Origin of the sequence: Haliscomenobacter sp. (assembly GCF_041740695.1) — a bacterium.
In the GTDB taxonomy this organism is placed as follows: domain Bacteria; phylum Bacteroidota; class Bacteroidia; order Chitinophagales; family Saprospiraceae; genus Haliscomenobacter.
On sequence record NZ_JBGSLK010000110.1, the window covers coordinates 1 to 19,794 of the forward strand.

Here is a 19,794-nt window from a genome sequence, read left to right on the forward strand (position 1 = left end):
AGCGATTTTGACAATGTCCTTGTCCAAGTCGCTGCGGTAGCCTCAACCATCTCAACCTCCCTCAACTTTCTCAACTCTCCATTTCAATTTTTCAACCCTAAACATTTCAACTCTTCAACTTTTTAGGTAATTTTCGCAAAATACCTAACCACTGCTATTCACAGTAAACCTTATCACATGGATTTTAAGTCATTGTTTCGCCAAAAACCCATTCAATCCGTTCTTCAAGACCCTGACAGTAGTGCCCACGATTCAATGAACCGTACCTTAACAGTCCGCGACCTCACTTTTATGGGAGTGGCTGCAGTCATTGGTGCGGGGATTTTTTCAACCATTGGTAGCGCGGCCTATTCTGGCGGCCCGGGGGTAAGTTTGCTGTTTATCATTACGGCGGTTACCTGTGGTTTTACCGCCCTTTGTTATGCCGAATTTGCAGCTAGAGTACCCGTTTCGGGAAGCGCTTATACCTATTCTTATGTGACCTTTGGGGAAGTCGTTGCCTGGATCATTGGCTGGGCTTTGATTCTGGAATATGCCATTGGCAACATCGTAGTCGCGATTTCCTGGAGCGCTTACTTCAACAATATTTTACAGGCCCTCGGGATCTATTTACCAGCGTGGTTGACCATTGGTTACCAATCGGCCGCAATGGAATACCAGGATGCCCTGGAAACCGGAAAAGCGGTAGAAGACCTGGCTTATTCACTGGCACCAGGCTTTTCAGGCTTCAAGTTCATCATCAACTTGCCTGCTTTTGTGATTGTGGTACTGGTGACTTGTTTGGTGTATATCGGCATCAAAGAAAGCAAACGCATTGCCAATGGAATGGTTATGCTTAAAATTACGATCCTCATTTTGGTGGCAATAATTGGCATTTGGTACATTTTTTCAGAAGGTACCACTTCCAATTGGACGCCCTTTTTACCCAATGGGATGAAGGGGGTACTCGCTGGGGTTTCGGCGGTATTTTTTGCCTACATCGGTTTTGACGCGATATCCACCACTGCCGAAGAGTGTAAGAACCCGCAACGGGATTTGCCACGAGGAATGCTTTATTCCCTGATTTTGTGTACAGTGATTTATGTGATTACTACCCTGGTGATTACCGGGATGGTCAATTACTCCGAATTTGCCAATGTGACCGATCCGCTGGCTTATGTGTTTGAAAAAATCAACATGAAGGCGGTAGGTTTTATCGTTTCGGTAAGTGCGGTGGTGGCCGCGACCAGTGTATTGCTCGTTTTCCAATTGGGGCAGCCCCGGATTTGGATGAGCATGAGCCGCGATGGTTTGTTGCCCAAACGTTTTTCAACCATTCACCCGCGTTACCGTACGCCTAGCTTCGCTACTTTTGTAACGGGTTTGCTGGTAGGTATTCCGGTGTTGGTGATTGACGATGGTTTGGTGACTGATTTGACCAGTATCGGCACCTTATTTGCCTTTGTATTGGTTTGTGGTGGGGTACTTTTGTTGCCCTCCAGACCAAAGGAAGCCGGAAAATTCCATTTGCCTTACATCAATGGCAAATTCATTGTGCCCGCTTTGGTGATTGTGTTCATCATTGGTGCCAGCAAACGCCTCGGTGCAGCATTCAGCAACATTGGACACGAGGGCTATCAGGAAGTGCTATTTATCCTATTTATTGCACTAGCCTTGTCCATGGCTGTAATGTCCTTCCTGCGCAATTATTCCTTGATTCCGGTACTGGGAATGCTGTGCTGCTCCTATCTGATGATCGAAATTCCGGCCAAAAGCTGGCTGGTGTTTTTCCTCTGGATGGGCTTAGGACTGATTATTTATTTCCTGTATGGCGCGAAAAATAGTAAATTGAGTAAAGGGGCCTCATAAAAAGGTTCCAGGGTTCGTGGGTTCCAACGTTCCATCCGACACTTCGACTGCACTTCGACTTCGCTCAGTGTCCAGCTCAGTGACCGGATGGAACGTTGAAATCTGGAGCCTTAAACCGAAGAAACATGAAAATCACCCTTTTTTCCACCCTCCTCCTCTCCACCTTGTTTCTGGTACAGGGTTTTGCCCAAGAGATTCCGCTGCAAGTGCAGGATTTTCTCAAGCGTACGGGCAGTGCATTGTCTTTGCCGCTCGATTCCGACTACAAACCGGCTTACATTCCCGAAGAACTCTTCCAGCGTTACGACTACGCGATTCGTTCGGGAAAAGATGAGGTGGAAATCCGTTTTTTATTCCTTCCTGATATGGGCAATGAGCCCTTTGCCCAGGTTAACAGCTACCGCATGGCCTTGCACATTGGTGACAATGAAAGCAATACCAGCTTCACCGCCCGCGAATTGACCGAAAGAGAACTAAAGGAGGTATTTAATGCTGATTGGGGCCGGGTCTACATCCTCAAGCCCAAAACCTCCTTTTCCATCCAACAACATTGCCGCTTTTTGTGCCTACACAAACAAGATCAGGGGATGATCTGTGTCTTTTATCTTTTTGACAAGCCGAGTATGGCGATCGATCAAAGGCTGCATATGGTGAGATACCAGTGAGTGATGAATGATAAATGATGAGTGATGAATCTCTTTGACAATTCATCACTCATCATTTATCATTCATCACTTCATCAAAATGCTCTTATATTTCGGCTGATCCCGCATCACCTTCACTGCTTCCTGGACTTCAGGGTCGCGCAAAAGGCCGATCTGGGCACGACCATTGGCGTAGTAGTAGCGCCCGGCGATGTCTTTTTCGATCAATTTGCTGATCAAGTCTTTGTGCTTGCGGATGAGTTCAAGTTGGGCATTGCTCAGGGCGGTTTCCATGGCAGTCACGGAAGAACCTAAAGCGTAGCCTTCATCCGTAGCCTTTTGTTTGAACTGCTCCAGCAGTTTTTCACTTTCGGTGCGGAACACGAAATTTTCTTTTTGTACAAAAGCGAGGAAAGCGTCAAAATCGGTAAAGCGCAAATCCTTCACCTCGGGCATTTTTTCCTTGCCTTTGCAAAACTCGGTCACAAAGCGGAAAAGGATATCCTGATCCTGAAGCGCTTTCACCACTGGGATATTGCTGGCTTGTTCGACCTTGATATCGGGTGCTACGCCGCCACCATCCAGCACGGTACGACCATTGCGGGTTTTGAAGGTAGCACGGCGGCTGTCCTCAATCTCGATGGGTTCACCATTGCGGTATTGTACACTTTGGATACAGCGTCCGCTGGGGATGTAGTATTTTGCAGTGGTCAATTTCAAACGGGAGTTGTAACCTACTTCCACGGTGTTTTGCACCAAGCCCTTGCCATAAGAGCGTTGACCAATCAGCACTGCGCGGTCGTAATCTTGGAGGGTCCCGCAGACAATTTCCGATGCAGAAGCCGAATTTTTATCAATCAAGACGGTGAGTGGTAAATCATCGGAAACCGGCGAGGTTTGGGTCCGGAAGCTGCGGTCTTGTTCTTTGAGTTTGCCCCTGGTGGTGGTCACCAATTCATTTTTGGGGATAAACACATTACACAGGTTCACCGCTTCGATCAACAAACCGCCACCGTTGCCCCGCAAATCCAGAATAATTCCCTTAGTATTGGGATTGTCTTTCAGCAGTCCGCGCAGGGCAGTGGCAATGTTTTTGCCCGCCTCCTGCGAAAAAGTGGAAAGAGAAACGTAAGCAATATCGCCTTCCACCATACCTGAATAAGGCACGTTGGGCAACTCCATTTCCTGGCGGTTGATTTTGACTTTGATATCGCTGTTTTGGCCTGGGCGGCGCAAGGTCACGTCCACCGTGGTTCCAGCGGCACCTCGCAGGATGTAGTCCACCTCATCGGTGCTTTTGTTTTTGGTGTCCTTGTTGTTGATGGCTACAATTTGGTCACCAATTTTTACGCCAGCCTTATCGGCAGGTAAATCCTGAAAAATCTCCGTGACGGTAGCAAAGTCACCAATTTTTTTGAATTCAAACCCAATGTTGTCGGAGGTGCCTTCGCGCAGCAGGCGGTAGCCTTCGATGTCGGCTTCGGCGATGTAGTTGGTGAAAGGATCGAGGTTGTTGAGCATGGCCTCCATGCCATCACGCATGACTTTGCCCGGGTCGAGCTCATCTACATAGCCTGTATTGAGCTCTTTGTAGGTGTTGGCAAAAATTTCGAGGTTTTTGCTGATTTCAAAATCTTGACGTGTACTTGGATATTCGGTGAACGCCACCGTCATCAAAACCAATGGCAACAGCCAAAGGGTGTATTTCGCAATTCTCTTCATCATTGAATGATTTTTATTAGAAGCTTCTTGATCCCAATGATAACAGTTTTTATGAAGATTTGGTCTATGCCAAATGGGGGATTTAGATCAGCGTCGCTTAAAAAGTGCCAATTTCCTCATTCAGCGCTGGAAACAGTGCCGCATTGAGATTTTTTCCTTGCCAAGTACCTTCCACCCGAAAAGGGTGAAAACGGGCAAACAACTCTTCTTTGTACCAACCCAATTCCCGCGTTTTTTTGACTACGGCGCTGTGAAACTTCCCCTTGTAAGCATAAGTTTGCATGAGTTCGCTGTTTTTCCACAAACTAAACGTGGCTTGCTGCACCAAGGGCACCTCGCCAATCCCGATGGAAAAAACCAGCCCTTCCTGGTGTTCGCGCCACATGGCTTTGCTCACGCCGGGTACAAAGCGCCAAAAACGCCAGAGGTACTTGCTACGAATGGTCGCACGGGTCAATACGGCCAAAGGAGCCTCTGGCTGATAAGCAATGTTTTCTATAAAAGGAGTACCGCCATCCCAGGTGCCGTGTACCTTGGCGGTTTTAAGGTAAACAATAGAAATTTCGGTGGATTGTGCTTGAAAACTTTGAAACAACGGACTTCGCTCAAAAAAATCCTGTGCGACTGCCTCATTTTCCCATACCCCGAGTAGGCCATACACGCCAAAATTGGGCCAAATGCTGAAGCCATTGCCATTGCCACTACCCAGCATTTTGGAAAAGGTCAGGCCGGGTACTTTTGCTAAGTTCCTTGGGGCAAGACCCATTTGTTTGAAGCCCCACCATTGTTGGCGAGCCCCAACGTAACGAAAAAAAGTAAGGGTGACAATTTGTGGATCCATCGAGTGAAATGTGAAAAGTAAATACCAATCTCACAGGTAACACAAAACCGGGATGATGGTTGGAATTTCCAAGCATTTGCCCTAGTTTTTCACTTTTCACTTTTCACTTTTCACTCTTCACTCACAACTTGCTCTCCACTTCTTTTAAGTCTTCTTCCTGAACCGAAGGGAACCACTTGCTCAATTGAGTCCGGGCTTTTTTGCGCACCTCTTCATTGACAAATGCAGCGATGGTAACGAGTCCAAAACTCAAAACCCCCAGGTCGTCGGTGTAGCCAATGATGGGGGATAGATCGGGTAAAAAGTCAATCGGGCTGATCAGGTAACCCAACACCCCAATGACAATTTTTTTGGCCCAGCCGGGCGTATCTTTCCGCTTGTAGGCATAAAACATCAACAAGGCAGCGTACACCGTTTTGGCCCCAATTTTTTGCGCAAAGCGCGCAATCTTGTGCCAAAGTTTTTTCTCCGTGAATTTTTCTGCGTATTGCTCCAGGTTCTCATCTGGATTTTCTGCCTGATCTTTCTTGTTCTCTGGTTTCATAGACGTTTTAACTTGGTTCAAAAGTGCAGTTTTCTCACACACCATGCAAGGCACTGCCGATGAATACAAGTAAAATTAAGACGGAAAACGAATTTTAAAGATGAGAGATGAAAGATGAGAGATGAAAACAGGTAACTCAAGGTTCTCATCTTTCATCTCTCATCTTTCATCTCTCATCTTTAATTCCCGCAGCTTTCCTTCAGAGTAGCCAGCGCTTCTTTGCTTGCCACACTTTGAGTAGTGCCATCAGTCAGCGTCACACTGATGGGGAATACCAGACTAGGACGTACCCGGGAAGTTGGATTGTTCTTCTTCCAGGTATGCAGAATGGTGTGCAGTGCAGCCTTGTCAGCCGCTGTAGCAGTAGTGCTATCGGGCAACTGAACAGTTACAGGGAAGTTCAACTTGAAGCAAGTTTGGCCATTGTCGCCAGGTTTGTGTCCTCTGCCACGGCCTTTGCCTTTGCCACGACCTTGTGGTGGGCAAGTTGCCAGGAGCGTTTTGAATTCGTCTTCGCTTGCCACGCTGGTTACGGTACCATCGCTTGCCAACACTTCCAATGGGAAAACCAAAGTAGGGCGTTCAGTAGCATCAGAATTAGCCTCTTTCCAGGTACGGATGGTTTCGCGCATGTTTTCGTTGGAGCTAACTTCAGCGGTAGTGCCATCGGCAAATTTGATGCTGATGGGGTACACAAATTCAAAGCAGCTTCCGCGGCCACAGCCACCGTTGCGGTGCAGAGAATCCATTGCACCCAGGGTGAAATAGTCTTCGGAGGTCACATCCAGGCTGCTTTTGTCGCAAGAAGCCAAACCCATCATCGCCAGAACAAATGCAAAACCGGCAAAAAACTTCAAAGAGATTTTCAATTGTGAGATCATGGAAAATAAATTTTTTGAGTTGATTAATGTCTTTGTAAGAAGAAGCCAGGGATTTGTATATTGTACTCAGCGAAAAAGCTTAAAAAAACGTTAAGAAAAACATGAAGACGATTTTGGAAAAATATGCTGATCTCCTGGTGCACTATTGTATGGAGATCAAGCCCGGCGACAAACTATTTATCAAGACCACCATTTTGGCTGAACCACTAGTGCGGGAAGTCTATCGTTCGGCACTACGGGCGGGGGCTACGGTAGATACGGAGCTGGAATTTCGGGAGCAAAACCGCATTTTTTTCCAGGAAGCTGAACCTGCTCAGTTGAGCCGGGTTTCGCCCTTGTACCAGTTGGCCATGGAGACCTATGATGCCTACCTGCACATTCGCGCGCCCTTCAACCTGGGCGAAAGCAATGGCAGCACCGCCGAAAAAACTCAAATTTATCAAGAGGCACACCAAAAAATCTCCGATACGTACTTTCAGCGTACGGCCACCCGCGAACTCAAGCGCAACCTTTGCCAGTTCCCCACCCAAGCCAGTGCCCAAAAAGCCGGTTTGTCGTTGGAAGAATACGAGCATTTTGTCTTCAACGCCTGCAAACTCAACGATCCCGACCCCATCGAAAGTTGGATCAAGGTGCGCCAAAACCAACAACGCATTGTGGATCACCTGAATAAAAGTTCGGAGATACATTATAAAGGTGAGGGCATCGATTTGACGTTTTCCTGCCGTGGCCGCACTTGGATGAATTCGGACGGACAAACCAATATGCCCTCCGGAGAGGTCTATACTTCGCCAGTAGAAGATTCTGTTAACGGAATGGTACGGTTTTCGCTACCCGCTTTGTATGGCAACGATGAAGTTGAAGGTGCCACCCTTTACGTTAAAGATGGGTACATTGAAAAATGGGAAGCCAGCAAAGGCATTGAAGTGCTGGATCGGGTGTTCAAAATTGAGGGTACCCGGCGTTTTGGAGAGGCGGCCATTGGCACTAATTACGACATTGACCGAATGACCAAAAACATTCTTTTTGATGAAAAAATCGGCGGGACAGTACATTTGGCCATCGGGCAGTCTTATTTACAGACGGGGGGTAAAAACCAATCCGCTGTACACTGGGACATGATTACCGATATGCGCAAAGGGGGGGAGATTTTCACCGACGGGGAAAAAATTTACGAGAATGGGCACTTCACAATTTAAATGGAATTTTATCTTTGCCTTCCAAATAGCAACTTTTGTGCTATTTTAGAGGTTATTTTGTAGCATGTGCGAACACTATCATCCATTTTGGAAACCATAACGCTGAAAAACATCATTCGAGATCACTTAACAAACTTAAACTGAAACCGTGAACAGAAGTATAGCATTCCTAGAACTAAAGTATGGCAACATCTATGGGGGTTATCCTAACTTTTACGCTATTAGCGAAATCGCACTACTGGTATTTGAGACAGGTACCAACAAGATTTTTCTAGAGAGTTGGATGAATGGAGCCCACGTAGACATCGTAAACGTCTATTCCAAAACGAACGAGCTGGGTCATACAATAGGCCGCGCGAAAGAGGTGATGAACATGAAAACCAAACGTCGCAAGCCCTATGACGAAGAATTCAAACTGGACGAAGAGCAGCTGAAAGATGAGTTCAAAAAGCTCCGCCCTTCTAAACTACCGATTAAGAACTTTTTGATTAAAAACTTCCGGAAGTACAAATTCCGCGATGTCATCGTTTTTGATGGCCGTCGGGATGTCTTTCTGTGCGAGCGCTCAGGAGCCAACTTCATGCGCTACAACGTAGTTGACATTCAAAAAGACCTTAACAAGGAGACCGATTACCTGTTTTCATTGAACAAACTGGCAGTGGTTTGTAACTTTGAAATGGATCAATCGTACCTACGCACCAACAACCTTGAATACTGGTTGCACCCGATTGCCGCTCGCCAGATTGTCCCCAAATCCGCTGCATTTGATGCTGCGCGTTTGATGATGATTCACAACGAATACATGTTTCACCATAGCGACTTTTTGATCAAAGCACAATTGGTGCTTAACCGTATTCAAACCACGAAGTAATTCTTTTGATTCTTGAATGATAGTGTTATCGAGGAGCCTCCCGCAGTGCACTGCGGGGGGCTTTTATTTTATTAAATCCAAGAGTTTAGCCCGCCTTTTAACCAAAAACTGAAAAGACTCGTTCATCTGCAACTCCAGCCTGGTCAGACTCGTCGTTTTTTGCCGATCGTACTGCGTCATTTCCAGAATAGGCGTCCGCTTGAAGTAAGGAAAAAGTTCAGCGTAGATCGTACCAAAAAGCTCCCGCAGTTTTGCTTCGGGCAAAGCTTCCAATAAGGCCTTCATTTTTTGTAGGTAAAAACTGTAGAGCTGAGGATTATTGGCAATGCAGCGATCCAGGCCAACCTCAGAGGAGAACAACAATTTGTCGCCCAATGCAGCATTCCGACGGGGCCAATCTTCATGTGGAGTGGTGGCAAACACATCGTCAAAATCCCAGGGGATGATGCCAAAACGGGTGGGCGTTTTGCCAGGTTCTACATAAAAAAGCACTTCATCGGTGTAATCCCCATTTTGAAACCAGGTATTCAAGGCCAGCCAGGTGCAGTAGGCATCCAGATCGAGATGGGTCTTTAGGTATTCGAATTGGGCTTCCCCTTCCAGTTCATTGGCTGCCCGAATCATGGCCTGATAAGCTTCGTCGGCCTGGGTTTTGAACTCGGGTGCTTGCCCTTTGGCCAGTTTGTAATCGGCGATGACAAAGTCTACTGCCGAACGCCGCAACACATAAGATGAGCCCAAATCCTCCAGGGCGTAATCCTCCGGTCGCTGGATAAAGCAATATAAGCCTTCCGACTGCCCATTGATTTTGAGTTCCAAAAAGCTGTGGTACAGGTCAGCAACACCCGTTTCACGCAGACAAGCAAAGGCCAAGCGGTTGCCAAAATACCCCCGATCCATGGTCAGACTCAACAAATGGAAATCTTTGAGCGCCTTTTGGCCTTGGGTTGTTTTGAAGGTAAAAGGACTACTCAACTCCACCCGGTAACTTTTGCGACGAAACTTAAGGGAAGTTTTGCCTCGAAGCTTCATCGTTTCAGCAGCCAATTCCTGGTTGTCGAAACTCATTTTTTTGGGAATGGTGCCCAATTTTAGCCCCCGCGAAGTGCGAAAAGCAGCCAGATCCTTGGCATTGATATTCGTTTCGAGTTGATGGTACTCTTCTTCTTCGGCAGGCAATAGCCGTAAGCTGGGCGGGGTAGTAACTTGAGCAAAAAGGAATAGGGGAACCAGGAGCACAGTTCCGCAAAGGAGGAGGGTAAACGGCTTTCTCATACCAGGACGATGTTTAGCACCACAATCTAAGGGAAAATTTTAATTTTAAGACCAATCCAGGACTTTGTAGTGGGGCAAAAATAAGTGCTCATTTTTCCTGAGCCAGAGGATTAGATAAGACACTTGAAATGAAACGTTTACTTATCTAATCCTCTGGCAAAATGAGCACTTATTTTTTTATCGCCCCTTTGTCCATAAATCCACACACTCATGCGCTCTCAACTTGTTTATTTGTTGATCATCATCGTGACCAATTGTCTCCCTGCTCTTGCACAGCAACGTTCTCCCGACTGGTTAATCCATCCCACCGCTTCCAAAGCGCAGGTGATCGTCAGTGCGGATGGAAAAAACATCGAACTCAACAATGGCCTATTGCGCCGGAGTTTCCGCTTACAGCCCAACCTGGTCTGTTACGATTATTACAACTTGAGCAACGGTCAACAGCTCATTCGGGCGGTTAAACCCGAAGCTAAAATTGTACTTGCCGGTAAAACGTATGCCATCGGCGGCCTACATGGGCAAAAAGAACAAGCTTACCTTTTGCCAGAATGGTTGGATTCTTTCACGGCCAATTCCCAAGATTTTCAATACCAAAGCCACGAAATTCAGGATTTGCGACCTTTTCTCAACTGGCGCGCAGCCACTTGGACGGGCAATCCCCAGCAAGCGAAAGGCAAAGTGCTGAGTTTGACGTTTCGGCACAACGCGCCGGAGTTGGCGGGTTTAATGCTTAAAGTCCACTACGCACTTTACGATGGCATCCCTCTTTTGTGCAAATGGTTAAGCATCGACAATCAAAATGCCAAGCGGGGATATCAACTGGACAAGGTCCTGAATGAAATCCTCGCCATGCCCGAGGAGGAAAGCGCGGTAGTTGGCAAACCCGAACAGATGAAAAAACCGCAAGGCATTTACATCGAAACCAATTATGCCTTCAACAATGCCATGCGCTACAACATCAGCGACCAAACCACGCATTGGAAAACGGACTCCAGCTATACTTCTCAGGTGAATTATTATTATGAGACCCCCTGCATTCTGGAAGTGTATCCTGATTTTGCGCCTGGCATCGAACTACGGGTAGGCGAACAATTTGAGTCCATCCGTACTTACGAATTGCTCTTGGACAGTTACGACCGCGAACGCCGCGGACTGATGGTGCGCAAAATGTACCGTACTGTTGCACCCTGGACCACCCAAAACCCAATTTTTATGCACCTCGTCAGCAAAAATGACGAGCAGGTACGCAGCATCATTGACCAATGCGCCGAAACCGGCTATGAGGGGGTCATCCTGAGTTTTGGTAGCCATTGCAACATGGAAGATACCAGCGTCGCCAACATCCAGCGCTGGAAAACGCTGACGGATTATGCCCACAGCAAAAAAATCCTGATTGGCAGTTATTCCCTGTTCAGCAGTCGGCGCATCAGTGACGAGCACGACGTAATCAATCCTTTGACTGGTAAACCCGGTGGGGCATTTTTTGGCAATGCGCCTTGTTTTGGCAGTGAATGGGGATTGGCTTATTTGGAAAAGCTCAAATTTTTCATGTCCAAAACGGGTTTTGATATTTTTGAAAACGATGGCCCTTATCCCGGCGACCGCTGCGCTTCCACTACTCACCCTGGGCACCTTGGTCTGGAAGATTCCCAATGGCGACAAATGGCGCTGCAAAAAAACCTTTACCGCTGGTGCAATGAAAATGGGATTTACGTGAATGCCCCCGACTGGTATTTCCTGGATGGTACCCACAAAATTGGGCTGGGCTACCGGGAAGTCAATTTTTCCTTGCCCCGGGCGCAGCAAAAAATCCTCAATCGCCAAAATATTTTTGATGGCACTTGGGAAAAAACACCCTCGATGGGCTGGGGGTTTGTGCCCTTGACTGTGTATCAGGGTGGTGGCCCCGAAGCGGTATTGGAACCCCTCTCCGAACACCTCAACGACTACGAACAATTGATGGTGCAATACTACGGGGCTGGCATCCAGGCCTGTTACCGTGGGCCCAGATTGTACGACACGGAGGCGACCAAACAGACCGTGATCAGGGTCATCGATTGGTACAAACGGTACCGCCAAATTTTAAACGCCGACATCATTCACTTGCGGCGGCCCGATGGCCGGGATTGGGATGGTATCTTGCACGTGGATGCAAATTTGCCTGAAAAGGGCTTGCTGATGTTGTACAATCCGCTTAAAGTACCGATTCAGCGGAGCATTCAAGTGCCACTGTATTATGCAGGTTTGGAAAAAACGGCGGTTTTTAAGGAAAAAGCTGGAAAGGCGCAGAAATTGAAACTGAATCGGAATTACGAGGCGAGTCTGGAAGTGGAAATTCCGGCGGAGGGTTATATCTGGTTTGTCATTGAGTGATACTGAGGTGTGTCTTAAGTGTCTTAGGTTTCTTAGGTGGTAAAAAAAGCGACATTCTTTCACCACCTAAGAAACCTTAGACACTCAAGATACACCTCAGAACGTTAGGGCCGGGTACTCCGCTTGTGCACCCGCAAAGTCCGCAACACCCCTTTTTGGTCATTGATCAGCGCAGCCAAATAAATCCCATCCGGCAAACCAGCCACGCGGTAACGTGCCCCTTCCTGCGCCTCAAATTCGCGGATTTTCCGGCCAATTATATTGTACAGGATCACCCGATCCACATTGTCGATGCGGGTGATTTGAAAATAGTCGGTGCTGGGGTTGGGGAACAATTGAACGTTTTCCAAACGAATATCGCGGGTACTGGTGGTCACGCTGCGGATGTTGGCCTCAAAATTCAGGGTAGTGATTACGGTATCAGGCTTTGATGAAAAGGCCAAACTCACCGGAATTTTCCCCGTACCCGCCGTGCCATAAGGCAAGAAGTACATGATCAAATCGGCCTTTTTACCCGGAGGAATCACAAAGGGTTCGTTCAATCTTAACTTGGGATCGAGGTTGGAAGAAACTATTTCGTCGTAACAATTATTGTTGTCGCACACGCGGGTTCCCCACTTGTTTGGGCCAGTGAGGGCCATGCGACGCCAGATGATTTTGGCGGTATCTTTAGAAGTATTGGTAATCGTGATGGGTACCTGTACGTCCAGGAAAGGATCAGTAAGGTCAACAGCGGCGTCTTTTTTAGCTGAAGTGGTGGAAAAAGTCAACCCACTGGTTTGGGCAAAACAAGCCATGCTAAGCAGCAAAAAGCAAACGAAAAGTATACTATGTTTCATGGGTTATGGTTTGTTACTGTGCTGGATTAAGATTGATTGCTACAAAAATACAAGTAAAGCTATCAAAGGTCAAGGTTTACCCCCAGGTTTAGGAGTAACTTAACACATGACTTGTCCCCAATAGGACAATTACATCGTATATTGTAGTGTGTTTGACACGGGGGATCGTGACAATAACGTACTTCGTAAAACATTTTTATTGCCAGACCAAACTTTAACCTAATTCCTATGCACATCGCCATCATCGGCAACGGCATCAGTGGCATCACCGCAGCGCGCACCTTGCGTCAGCTCAGCGCGGACTGTCAAATCACCGTTATCTCCGCCGAGTCCGACTATTTTTTCTCCCGCACGGCGCTGATGTACGTGTACATGGGGCACCTGCGCTGGAAGGACATTCAGCCCTACGAAGATTGGTTTTGGGAAAAAAATCGCATCCAGCTTAAAAATGCCAACATCCAGTCTATAGATACCCAAGAGAAAATCCTGCACAGCAGCAGTCGCGAGCAAATCAGCTACGACAAATTGATCATTGCCTCCGGCTCCCAACCCAACAAATTTGGTTGGCCAGGTCAGGATCTGCAAGGCGTACATGGCTTGTACAGCAAACAGGACCTGGAGGCGATGGAAAAAGGGAGCATCGGTTTGGAACGCGCCGTAATTGTGGGCGGCGGCCTGATCGGCATCGAAATGGCCGAAATGTTCCATTCCCGGCACATTCCGGTGACTTTTTTGGTGCGGGAATCCAGTTTTTGGAATGGCATCCTGCCTGCGGAAGAATCAGCCATGGTCAACCGCCATATCCGGGTACAAGGCATCGACTTGCGCTTGAATACGGAATTAAAGGAAATCATCGATGATGGCACGGGTAAAACAGGGGCAGTCATCACTAGCACGGGCGAACGCATCGCCTGCGGCTACGTGGGTCTCACCGCCGGAGTCAGTCCTAACATTGGATTTTTGCAAGGCAGTGGCATTGCCACCCAACGAGGAATCCTGGTCGACGCCCTGCTACAAACCAGTGCACCCGATGTATACGCCATTGGCGACTGCGCCGAATTGCAGCAGCCCGATCCCGGCCGCCGCGCCATTGAACCCGTATGGTACACGGGAAGGATGATGGGGGAAAATGTAGCGCACAATATTTTGGGCAAAAAAACCGCCTATCAGCCCGGCATCTGGTTCAATTCCGCCAAGTTTTTTGACATCGAATACCAGGTATATGGCCATGTGCCTGCCGAGCTGAGTAGCGAGGAAGCGAGTTTGTACTGGGAACACCCGGATGGCAAAAAGAGCATTCGCATCGTGTACGATCGAGCCACTAGTGCTGTTTTGGGCTTCAACCTGATGGGCATTCGTTACCGCCAGGAGGTGTGTGAGCGCTGGATTCAGGGCAAAACGCCGCTGGAAAGTGTTTTGCAAGACCTTAGTTTGGCCAACTTCGATCCCGAATTTTTTCCCGAATACGAAGCAGCACTATTGGAAAAATACAGCGCCGAAACCGGCAAAAACATCCAACGCCGCGCCAAACGCAACCTCCGTTCTGTCCTCCAATTCCTAAAATCAAACCAAGCCTAAACCATGGAACCAAATTTGTCGATCATCAATCAAAGCGCCCATTCTGGGCTGAACCTGGGGCAAAAACTGGGTTCCCTCCTGGCTGGCTTAGGCCTATTGATACTCAGTCTCAGCCTCTTTGGGGTGCAATTTCCCTTTTCTTTTGGCTTTTTGACCCTGGCCTTGTTATTGCTCAGTGGCGGGATTGTACTTTATGCTTGGTACACCTATAGCGGGCAAACGGCGGGCATCAAAAACAACGGGGTGTGGTTCAAGTCTATTTCCAACCGAGGTTTTTGGGGCTTGTTGAGCGCGGTGCTCATCACGGGTTTTTACGTGTTTCTCTACTTTATGCCACAATACCTGGGCCAAGGCCAAAACGGCGCCGCCAATACCGGGCTCATTGCTTTTTTTGACCCCTTGAGCCAGTTTCTGAAAAAACAACCGGCCAGTCAGTGGTTTGTCTACGGGGTTTTGTACACCCTGGGCATCCTGGCCATGGGCATCAAATTCATCTGGAAATACCGCCACAACCGCTATCAGGTTGTACGCACCTGCTCGGTCATGTTTTTCCAAACGGGCATTGCTTTTTTGCTCCCGGAATTCATGCAACGCCTCAATCAGCCCTATTACGACTTCAAAAACATGTGGCCGCTGGACTACGATTTTTTTGAAAAGGGGCAAATGGATTACCTGCTCAATTCGGGCGGGGTGGGTTTGTTCATGATCGTTTTTGGCGTAGCCATGATCTTCATCATTTCACCGGTGCTGACCTATTTTTACGGCAAACGTTGGTATTGCTCCTGGGTTTGTGGCTGCGGGGGCCTGGCCGAAACGGTGGGCGACCCCTTCCGGCAACTGAGCGACAAATCGCTGCGCGCCTGGAAAATCGAACGGTGGTTGGTTTACAGCGTGTTGGTTTTTGTGGTGATCATGACGGTGGCGGTCTTATACGCCATTTTTCACGAAAATCCGGCGGGGTATTACGTGACGCGGGATTTGTTTCTGGTAATCGTATTGGCCATTTTTGCGGGCATGGGATTGCTCTTGTGGCAGCGCCCCAAGTACTTGCAACAGATTCCCCGTACGGTTAAAATTGTTGCCAGCAGCATTTTTGCACTGATCATTGGGTTGACCACCCTGGCTTATTTCACCAACAATCCAAACGTCTTTTTTATCCCTGCCGATTGGCTCAAGGCCTGGTACGGTTTTTTCATCGGGGCGATTTTTTCCGGGGTGATTGGGGTAGGTTTTTACCCCTTGATGGGAAGCAGAGTGTGGTGCCGTTTTGGCTGCCCCATGGCCGCGATTTTGGGCTTGCAGCAAAAGTTTTTCAGCCGTTTCCGCATCACCACCAATGGCGGGCAGTGTATCTCCTGCGGCAATTGCTCCACCTACTGTGAAATGGGCATTGATGTGCGGGCCTACGCGCAAAAGGGGCAAGACATCGTGCGGGCTTCTTGTGTGGGTTGCGGGATTTGTGCGGCGGTGTGCCCACGGGGGGTGCTGAGGTTGGAGAATAGCGCAATTGATGTGCATACGCGGGCTGAGGCGGTGCGGGTGATCAGGTTGGATGTGGAGAAGGGGGTGAGGTTTGGGGAATAGGGATTTCGCTAGCTTATTGAAATAATGTTGTAAAACACTTATTTTTGAACGAATGAGTATCCCTTTTTTACAAATTCTCCAAGTCCGATGACAACAACGAATGAAAGATCGGTCTCTGAAGCACTGCGCAAGATTGAAGTGGGCGACTCCATAAAAGACTACCAGCTAGCACTTAGCACTGGTTTAACTTTACACTCACTTCCCCCTCCCCGGATTCTCCTTCAAAAAAGCCCCCCAATCATTGAACTTCTTCCCTGCCCCACCAAACGGCGAGCGCGACTGATAATAATGGCAAACCGCTGCCGCCAGTGCATCCGTCGCATCCAGGTACTGCCCATCCAGATTTACTTTGAGGGTGTTTTGCAGCATGGCGGCTACCTGTTCCTTGGCGGCGTTGCCATTGCCAGTGACGGATTGTTTGATCTTCTTGGGGGAGTATTCGGTGATTTCGAGGCCTTTGGTGATGGCGGCGGCCATGGCCACGCCCTGAGCCCGGCCCAATTTGAGCATGGATTGTGGATTTTTGCCAAAAAAGGGCGCTTCGATGGCCAGATAGCGCGGGCCGTATTGGGAGATGATGCTGGTGATCCGTTCAAAAATGCGCTGAAGTTTTTGGGGGTGGTCTTCAAACTGTTTCAGGTAAACCACTCCAATGTCGACTGGGAGCAGCACCTCCCCATTGACTTCCAGGATGGCGTAGCCCAGGATGTTGGTGCCCGGATCGACGCCTAAAATGCGGTAAGTTTCTAATTTTTCTGCCACCCTTGCTGATTTTGCTGCAAAGTAGAACTATTTTTACGCTAAAGCAAATTAATTAAAACTCTTTGTTTTGTTCAAGTGCATTAAAACTACGCCGCTACGCTGGGTTTTGTTTCGCTACTTATTGGCCTTCGCCATTGTGTGGGGTTTGTATACCGAGCTTTTTCGCCACAACAACATCGCCGAGCTTTGGGTACTTTTTCGGCACAATCTATCTGGCGCTGCACTGGTTTACCTGCTTTTTTGTTGCTTTTTGATGCCCTTCAATTGGCTCCTGGAAACCTTTAAATGGCGCGTATTCACCCAACCCTGGAGTGGGATGTCTTTTAAACAAAGTTGGCATGCGGTTTTGGCCGGGGTGTCTGCATCCATGCTCCTGCCCAACCGCAGTGGGGACTACCTGGGGCGCTGGTTGTTGACACCCAAGGGGCAAAAAACTCAAATCCTATTGGCTACCATCGCCAGCAATTATTGCCAGTTTTTGGTGTTGTTGGGAATGGGTTTCCCTTCCTTGTTGTGGCTGCGGTATTATGTCAAAAGTTCCCCGATTGAACAAACCGGACTTTTTTTAAGCTTCATCATCGTGCTCTTTTTATGCCTGCTCTTATTGGGCGTAGTGGTGATTCCCTGGCTTTTGCATCATTATGCGGAACGGATCAGAGGCGGGACTTGGCGTGGTTTTTTCAAATTTGTACAAATGCCCTTGAAGCAGGGCCTCGACATCACGGAGCGCTATAGCTGGCGCACCTTTGCAGCTGGTTTTGGTTTTGCCTGGTTGCGTTATGGTTTGTACAGCATTCAGTATTACGCCATTTTGCGTTTTTACGGCATCAACTTGCCACTGGATGCGGCGCTGGCCGGGGTGGGTAGCATTTATTTGTTGCAAACCGCAATTCCGCTGCCGCCAGTACTGGCTTTGCTGGCTAGAGGTGAAATTGCCCTACTGATTTGGGGCATTTGGGGGGCCAATGCCCTGAGTATTCTGGCAGCCTCTTATACCCTGTTCGTACTAAATTTGGCCTTCCCGGCGTTACTTGGTTTGTTTTACATCGTCAAAAAGTGGTGAAAAAGCGAACCTTAAGGGCGGTTTTCACTGTTTATTTAAAATGAAGTCCCCTGATTCCATTTTTTCCTGAAATCAAAACGATAAGTCTATGTTTCTCTCCAGGATGATAAAAATTGCTGCGGTTCCCCTCTTGCTGGGCTTGAGTGCCTTTCGCAGCCCCCAGCCCGAAAGTGTACCCAATCACATTCCCATGTACGCTGGCGACCAATGTGACATGGCCAATCAAGTGTTCAAGCACGGTGAAGAAATGGTGTACAAGGTTTTTTACAACTGGAATTTCATCTGGATGTCGGCTGGTGAGGTGACCTTCAAGGTTCAAGACTTGGGCGACCGCTACCATTTTTCGGCGCATGGTGGCACCTACAGAGGTTACGATGCCTTTTTCAAGGTGCGCGATAAGTATGATGCCTATGTGGACAAAAAGACCCTTTTGCCCATTACTTCGGTGCGTGAAGTAAACGAGGGCAAATACACTTTGTACGATCGCCTGTCTTTTGATCGGGAAAATGGCAAGGTGAAATCCCTGCGGGGCAAAACCAAGGACGTTGCCGAAGTGACCGAATACGATACAGATTCTTGTATCCACGATATTTTGTCGATGGTGTATTGCGCCCGCAACCTCAATTTTGACCAAATGCGGCCCGGGCAAGACTTTCCCATCAAAATTTTCATCGATAAAAAAACCTGGCCACTCAAGGTGAACTACAAGGGTAAGTTTGCCAATAAAAAAATCCGGGGTCTGGGGCATTTCAATACCGTAGCCTTCAACCCAGAGGTGATCAAAGGGTACATTTTTAAAGAAAGTTCCAACCTGACCATCTGGGCTAGCGATGACAAAAACCGTTTGCCCTTGATGATCGAGTCACCCATTTCGATTGGTTCAGTGAAGGTGATCCTGAAAAGTTACAAAGGGGTGCGTTATCCGGTGAGTGCCAAAGTGAAGGATAAAAAAGAGGGCGAGGAAATCAGCCCGGAAGATGAAGGGAAGTAAGCCATTCGTAGTGGGGCAAAATGAACACTTATTTTTTATTACCCCTTGTTTATCTTTGGAACAAAAAAAATAAACTATGCTGCGTCGCTTGTTGCTTGTTTTGGGGTTGATCGGGGTGTTCATCGCTGGTTTTTGGATTGCCCGGGGTATTTTTAAACCCAGAGAACATGTGGTCACCCAAGCGGAAGCTTCGGTACTGCTGGAAAAAATGGAAACGGTAGCCAAACTGGTTACGGTAGAGGGCTATTTCACTGAATTATATAGCCACAAGGATTACTGGCGCTACGACTGGTGGATTTTTCGAAAAAAAGCGCTGTTGCGGGTAAAGGCACGGGTATCTGTAGGCTACAACCTAGAGGGTTTGGACATCAATGCGGATACGGCTACCAAAACCATCAGCATTCGCAATATTCCCAAAGAACCAGAGATCATTTCCATCGATCACAGCATCGATTATTACGACATTTCCGAGGGCTCTTTTAATGCCTTCACGCCAGAAGACTACAACAAAATCAATAAAAAAGCCCGCGACCTGATTGAACAAAAAGCGAAGGAAAGTGATTTGTTTAAACAGGCGCGTGAGCAAGGCATTGAAATCATTGACTTGATCCGCTTCATTGGTGAAAGTGCGGGTTGGACGGTTCAACAAGAGACTGCGGCAGTAAAGCCGAAGGTGGAAAAACCGGCGGCTAAACCAATTGATTGAGTTGAAGGGTTGAAATGTTATATCCAAGTAATAGTCCCAAATGAGTTGACCAGCGGCAGAGCCGCCAAACGTC

17 protein-coding genes are annotated in these 19,794 nt (G+C 48.0%); 10 read left to right on the top strand and 7 right to left on the bottom strand.

Features of this window, described 5'->3' with window-relative positions:
- Positions 1-177 precede the first annotated feature (177 nt).
- On the top strand, positions 178-1,848 hold the full coding sequence (locus ACEW9O_RS21935; RefSeq protein ID WP_373552350.1) for an amino acid permease: 1,671 nt from the start codon (positions 178-180) through the stop codon (positions 1,846-1,848).
- A 125-nt stretch (positions 1,849-1,973) separates the two neighbouring features.
- Positions 1,974-2,513 carry a hypothetical protein gene (locus tag ACEW9O_RS21940; RefSeq protein ID WP_373552351.1) on the top strand — a complete coding sequence of 180 codons (540 nt, stop codon included), beginning with the start codon at positions 1,974-1,976 and terminating at the stop codon, positions 2,511-2,513.
- 66 nt (positions 2,514-2,579) lie between these two features.
- Here ACEW9O_RS21940 and ACEW9O_RS21945 read toward each other — a convergent pair whose 3' ends face one another.
- From ACEW9O_RS21945 to ACEW9O_RS21960, 4 genes are all read right to left on the bottom strand, one after another.
- A complete protein-coding gene (locus tag ACEW9O_RS21945) occupies positions 2,580-4,217 on the bottom strand; it encodes a S41 family peptidase (RefSeq protein ID WP_373552352.1) in 1,638 nt (545 codons plus the stop codon).
- 94 nt (positions 4,218-4,311) lie between these two features.
- Positions 4,312-5,055: a hypothetical protein gene (locus ACEW9O_RS21950; protein WP_373552353.1), complete on the bottom strand. Its 744-nt coding sequence runs from the start codon at positions 5,053-5,055 to the stop codon at positions 4,312-4,314.
- Between the two features lie 121 nt (positions 5,056-5,176).
- Positions 5,177-5,599 (bottom strand): YkvA family protein, encoded by a 423-nt coding sequence (locus ACEW9O_RS21955; protein WP_373552354.1) that lies wholly within the window; start codon positions 5,597-5,599, stop codon positions 5,177-5,179.
- Positions 5,600-5,778: 179 nt separating this feature from the next.
- Positions 5,779-6,480, bottom strand: coding sequence for a hypothetical protein (locus tag ACEW9O_RS21960; protein ID WP_373552355.1), 702 nt, complete (start codon positions 6,478-6,480; stop codon positions 5,779-5,781).
- A gap of 101 nt (positions 6,481-6,581) precedes the next feature.
- Here ACEW9O_RS21960 and ACEW9O_RS21965 point away from each other — a divergent pair, with 101 nt between their 5' ends.
- A complete protein-coding gene (locus ACEW9O_RS21965) occupies positions 6,582-7,679 on the top strand; it encodes an aminopeptidase (protein WP_373552356.1) in 1,098 nt (365 codons plus the stop codon).
- 373 nt (positions 7,680-8,052) lie between these two features.
- Positions 8,053-8,550, top strand: a complete 498-nt coding sequence (locus tag ACEW9O_RS21970) for a hypothetical protein (protein WP_373552357.1) — start codon at positions 8,053-8,055, stop codon at positions 8,548-8,550.
- 63 nt (positions 8,551-8,613) lie between these two features.
- Here ACEW9O_RS21970 and ACEW9O_RS21975 read toward each other — a convergent pair whose 3' ends face one another.
- Positions 8,614-9,825, bottom strand: coding sequence for a CotH kinase family protein (locus ACEW9O_RS21975; RefSeq protein WP_373552358.1), 1,212 nt, complete (start codon positions 9,823-9,825; stop codon positions 8,614-8,616).
- Between the two features lie 210 nt (positions 9,826-10,035).
- Between ACEW9O_RS21975 and ACEW9O_RS21980 the strand changes: the two genes are divergently transcribed.
- Positions 10,036-12,198: an alpha-galactosidase gene (locus ACEW9O_RS21980; RefSeq protein ID WP_373552359.1), complete on the top strand. Its 2,163-nt coding sequence runs from the start codon at positions 10,036-10,038 to the stop codon at positions 12,196-12,198.
- A gap of 104 nt (positions 12,199-12,302) precedes the next feature.
- Here the strand turns inward: ACEW9O_RS21980 and ACEW9O_RS21985 are convergent, their stop codons facing one another.
- Positions 12,303-13,037, bottom strand: a complete 735-nt coding sequence (locus ACEW9O_RS21985; RefSeq protein ID WP_373552360.1) for a T9SS type A sorting domain-containing protein — start codon at positions 13,035-13,037, stop codon at positions 12,303-12,305.
- 228 nt (positions 13,038-13,265) lie between these two features.
- Here ACEW9O_RS21985 and ACEW9O_RS21990 point away from each other — a divergent pair, with 228 nt between their 5' ends.
- On the top strand, positions 13,266-14,615 hold the full coding sequence (locus ACEW9O_RS21990; RefSeq protein ID WP_373552361.1) for an NAD(P)/FAD-dependent oxidoreductase: 1,350 nt from the start codon (positions 13,266-13,268) through the stop codon (positions 14,613-14,615).
- Between the two features lie 3 nt (positions 14,616-14,618).
- Positions 14,619-16,199 carry a 4Fe-4S dicluster domain-containing protein gene (locus ACEW9O_RS21995; RefSeq protein WP_373552362.1) on the top strand — a complete coding sequence of 527 codons (1,581 nt, stop codon included), beginning with the start codon at positions 14,619-14,621 and terminating at the stop codon, positions 16,197-16,199.
- A 195-nt stretch (positions 16,200-16,394) separates the two neighbouring features.
- Here the strand turns inward: ACEW9O_RS21995 and ruvC are convergent, their stop codons facing one another.
- Positions 16,395-16,961 carry a crossover junction endodeoxyribonuclease RuvC gene (ruvC, locus tag ACEW9O_RS22000; RefSeq protein WP_373552363.1) on the bottom strand — a complete coding sequence of 189 codons (567 nt, stop codon included), beginning with the start codon at positions 16,959-16,961 and terminating at the stop codon, positions 16,395-16,397.
- Positions 16,962-17,028: 67 nt separating this feature from the next.
- Here ruvC and ACEW9O_RS22005 point away from each other — a divergent pair, with 67 nt between their 5' ends.
- From ACEW9O_RS22005 to ACEW9O_RS22015, 3 genes are all read left to right on the top strand, one after another.
- Positions 17,029-18,024, top strand: coding sequence for a lysylphosphatidylglycerol synthase domain-containing protein (locus ACEW9O_RS22005; RefSeq protein ID WP_373552364.1), 996 nt, complete (start codon positions 17,029-17,031; stop codon positions 18,022-18,024).
- 88 nt (positions 18,025-18,112) lie between these two features.
- Entirely contained in the window at positions 18,113-19,015 is a 903-nt protein-coding gene (locus ACEW9O_RS22010; RefSeq protein ID WP_373552365.1) for a DUF3108 domain-containing protein, read from the top strand.
- Positions 19,016-19,091: 76 nt separating this feature from the next.
- A complete protein-coding gene (locus ACEW9O_RS22015) occupies positions 19,092-19,721 on the top strand; it encodes a DUF4230 domain-containing protein (RefSeq protein WP_373552366.1) in 630 nt (209 codons plus the stop codon).
- Positions 19,722-19,794: the final 73 nt, after the last annotated feature.

Excerpts from the sequence above, each read along its gene's own strand:
- ACEW9O_RS21940 (WP_373552351.1), top strand. The coding sequence starts at position 1,974 with ATGAAAATCACCCTTTTTTCCACCCTCCTCCTCTCCACCTTGTTTCTG.
- ACEW9O_RS21980 (WP_373552359.1), top strand. The coding sequence starts at position 10,036 with ATGCGCTCTCAACTTGTTTATTTGTTGATCATCATCGTGACCAATTGT.
- ACEW9O_RS21955 (WP_373552354.1), bottom strand. The coding sequence starts at position 5,599 with ATGAAACCAGAGAACAAGAAAGATCAGGCAGAAAATCCAGATGAGAAC.
- ACEW9O_RS21990 (WP_373552361.1), top strand. The coding sequence starts at position 13,266 with ATGCACATCGCCATCATCGGCAACGGCATCAGTGGCATCACCGCAGCG.
- ACEW9O_RS21960 (WP_373552355.1), bottom strand. The coding sequence starts at position 6,480 with ATGATCTCACAATTGAAAATCTCTTTGAAGTTTTTTGCCGGTTTTGCA.
- ACEW9O_RS21995 (WP_373552362.1), top strand. The coding sequence starts at position 14,619 with ATGGAACCAAATTTGTCGATCATCAATCAAAGCGCCCATTCTGGGCTG.
- ACEW9O_RS21975 (WP_373552358.1), bottom strand. The coding sequence starts at position 9,825 with ATGAGAAAGCCGTTTACCCTCCTCCTTTGCGGAACTGTGCTCCTGGTT.
- ACEW9O_RS21935 (WP_373552350.1), top strand. The coding sequence starts at position 178 with ATGGATTTTAAGTCATTGTTTCGCCAAAAACCCATTCAATCCGTTCTT.
- ACEW9O_RS21950 (WP_373552353.1), bottom strand. The coding sequence starts at position 5,055 with ATGGATCCACAAATTGTCACCCTTACTTTTTTTCGTTACGTTGGGGCT.
- ACEW9O_RS21970 (WP_373552357.1), top strand. The coding sequence starts at position 8,053 with ATGAAAACCAAACGTCGCAAGCCCTATGACGAAGAATTCAAACTGGAC.
- ACEW9O_RS21945 (WP_373552352.1), bottom strand. The coding sequence starts at position 4,217 with ATGATGAAGAGAATTGCGAAATACACCCTTTGGCTGTTGCCATTGGTT.
- ACEW9O_RS22015 (WP_373552366.1), top strand. The coding sequence starts at position 19,092 with ATGCTGCGTCGCTTGTTGCTTGTTTTGGGGTTGATCGGGGTGTTCATC.
- ACEW9O_RS21965 (WP_373552356.1), top strand. The coding sequence starts at position 6,582 with ATGAAGACGATTTTGGAAAAATATGCTGATCTCCTGGTGCACTATTGT.
- ACEW9O_RS21985 (WP_373552360.1), bottom strand. The coding sequence starts at position 13,037 with ATGAAACATAGTATACTTTTCGTTTGCTTTTTGCTGCTTAGCATGGCT.
- ACEW9O_RS22010 (WP_373552365.1), top strand. The coding sequence starts at position 18,113 with ATGTTTCTCTCCAGGATGATAAAAATTGCTGCGGTTCCCCTCTTGCTG.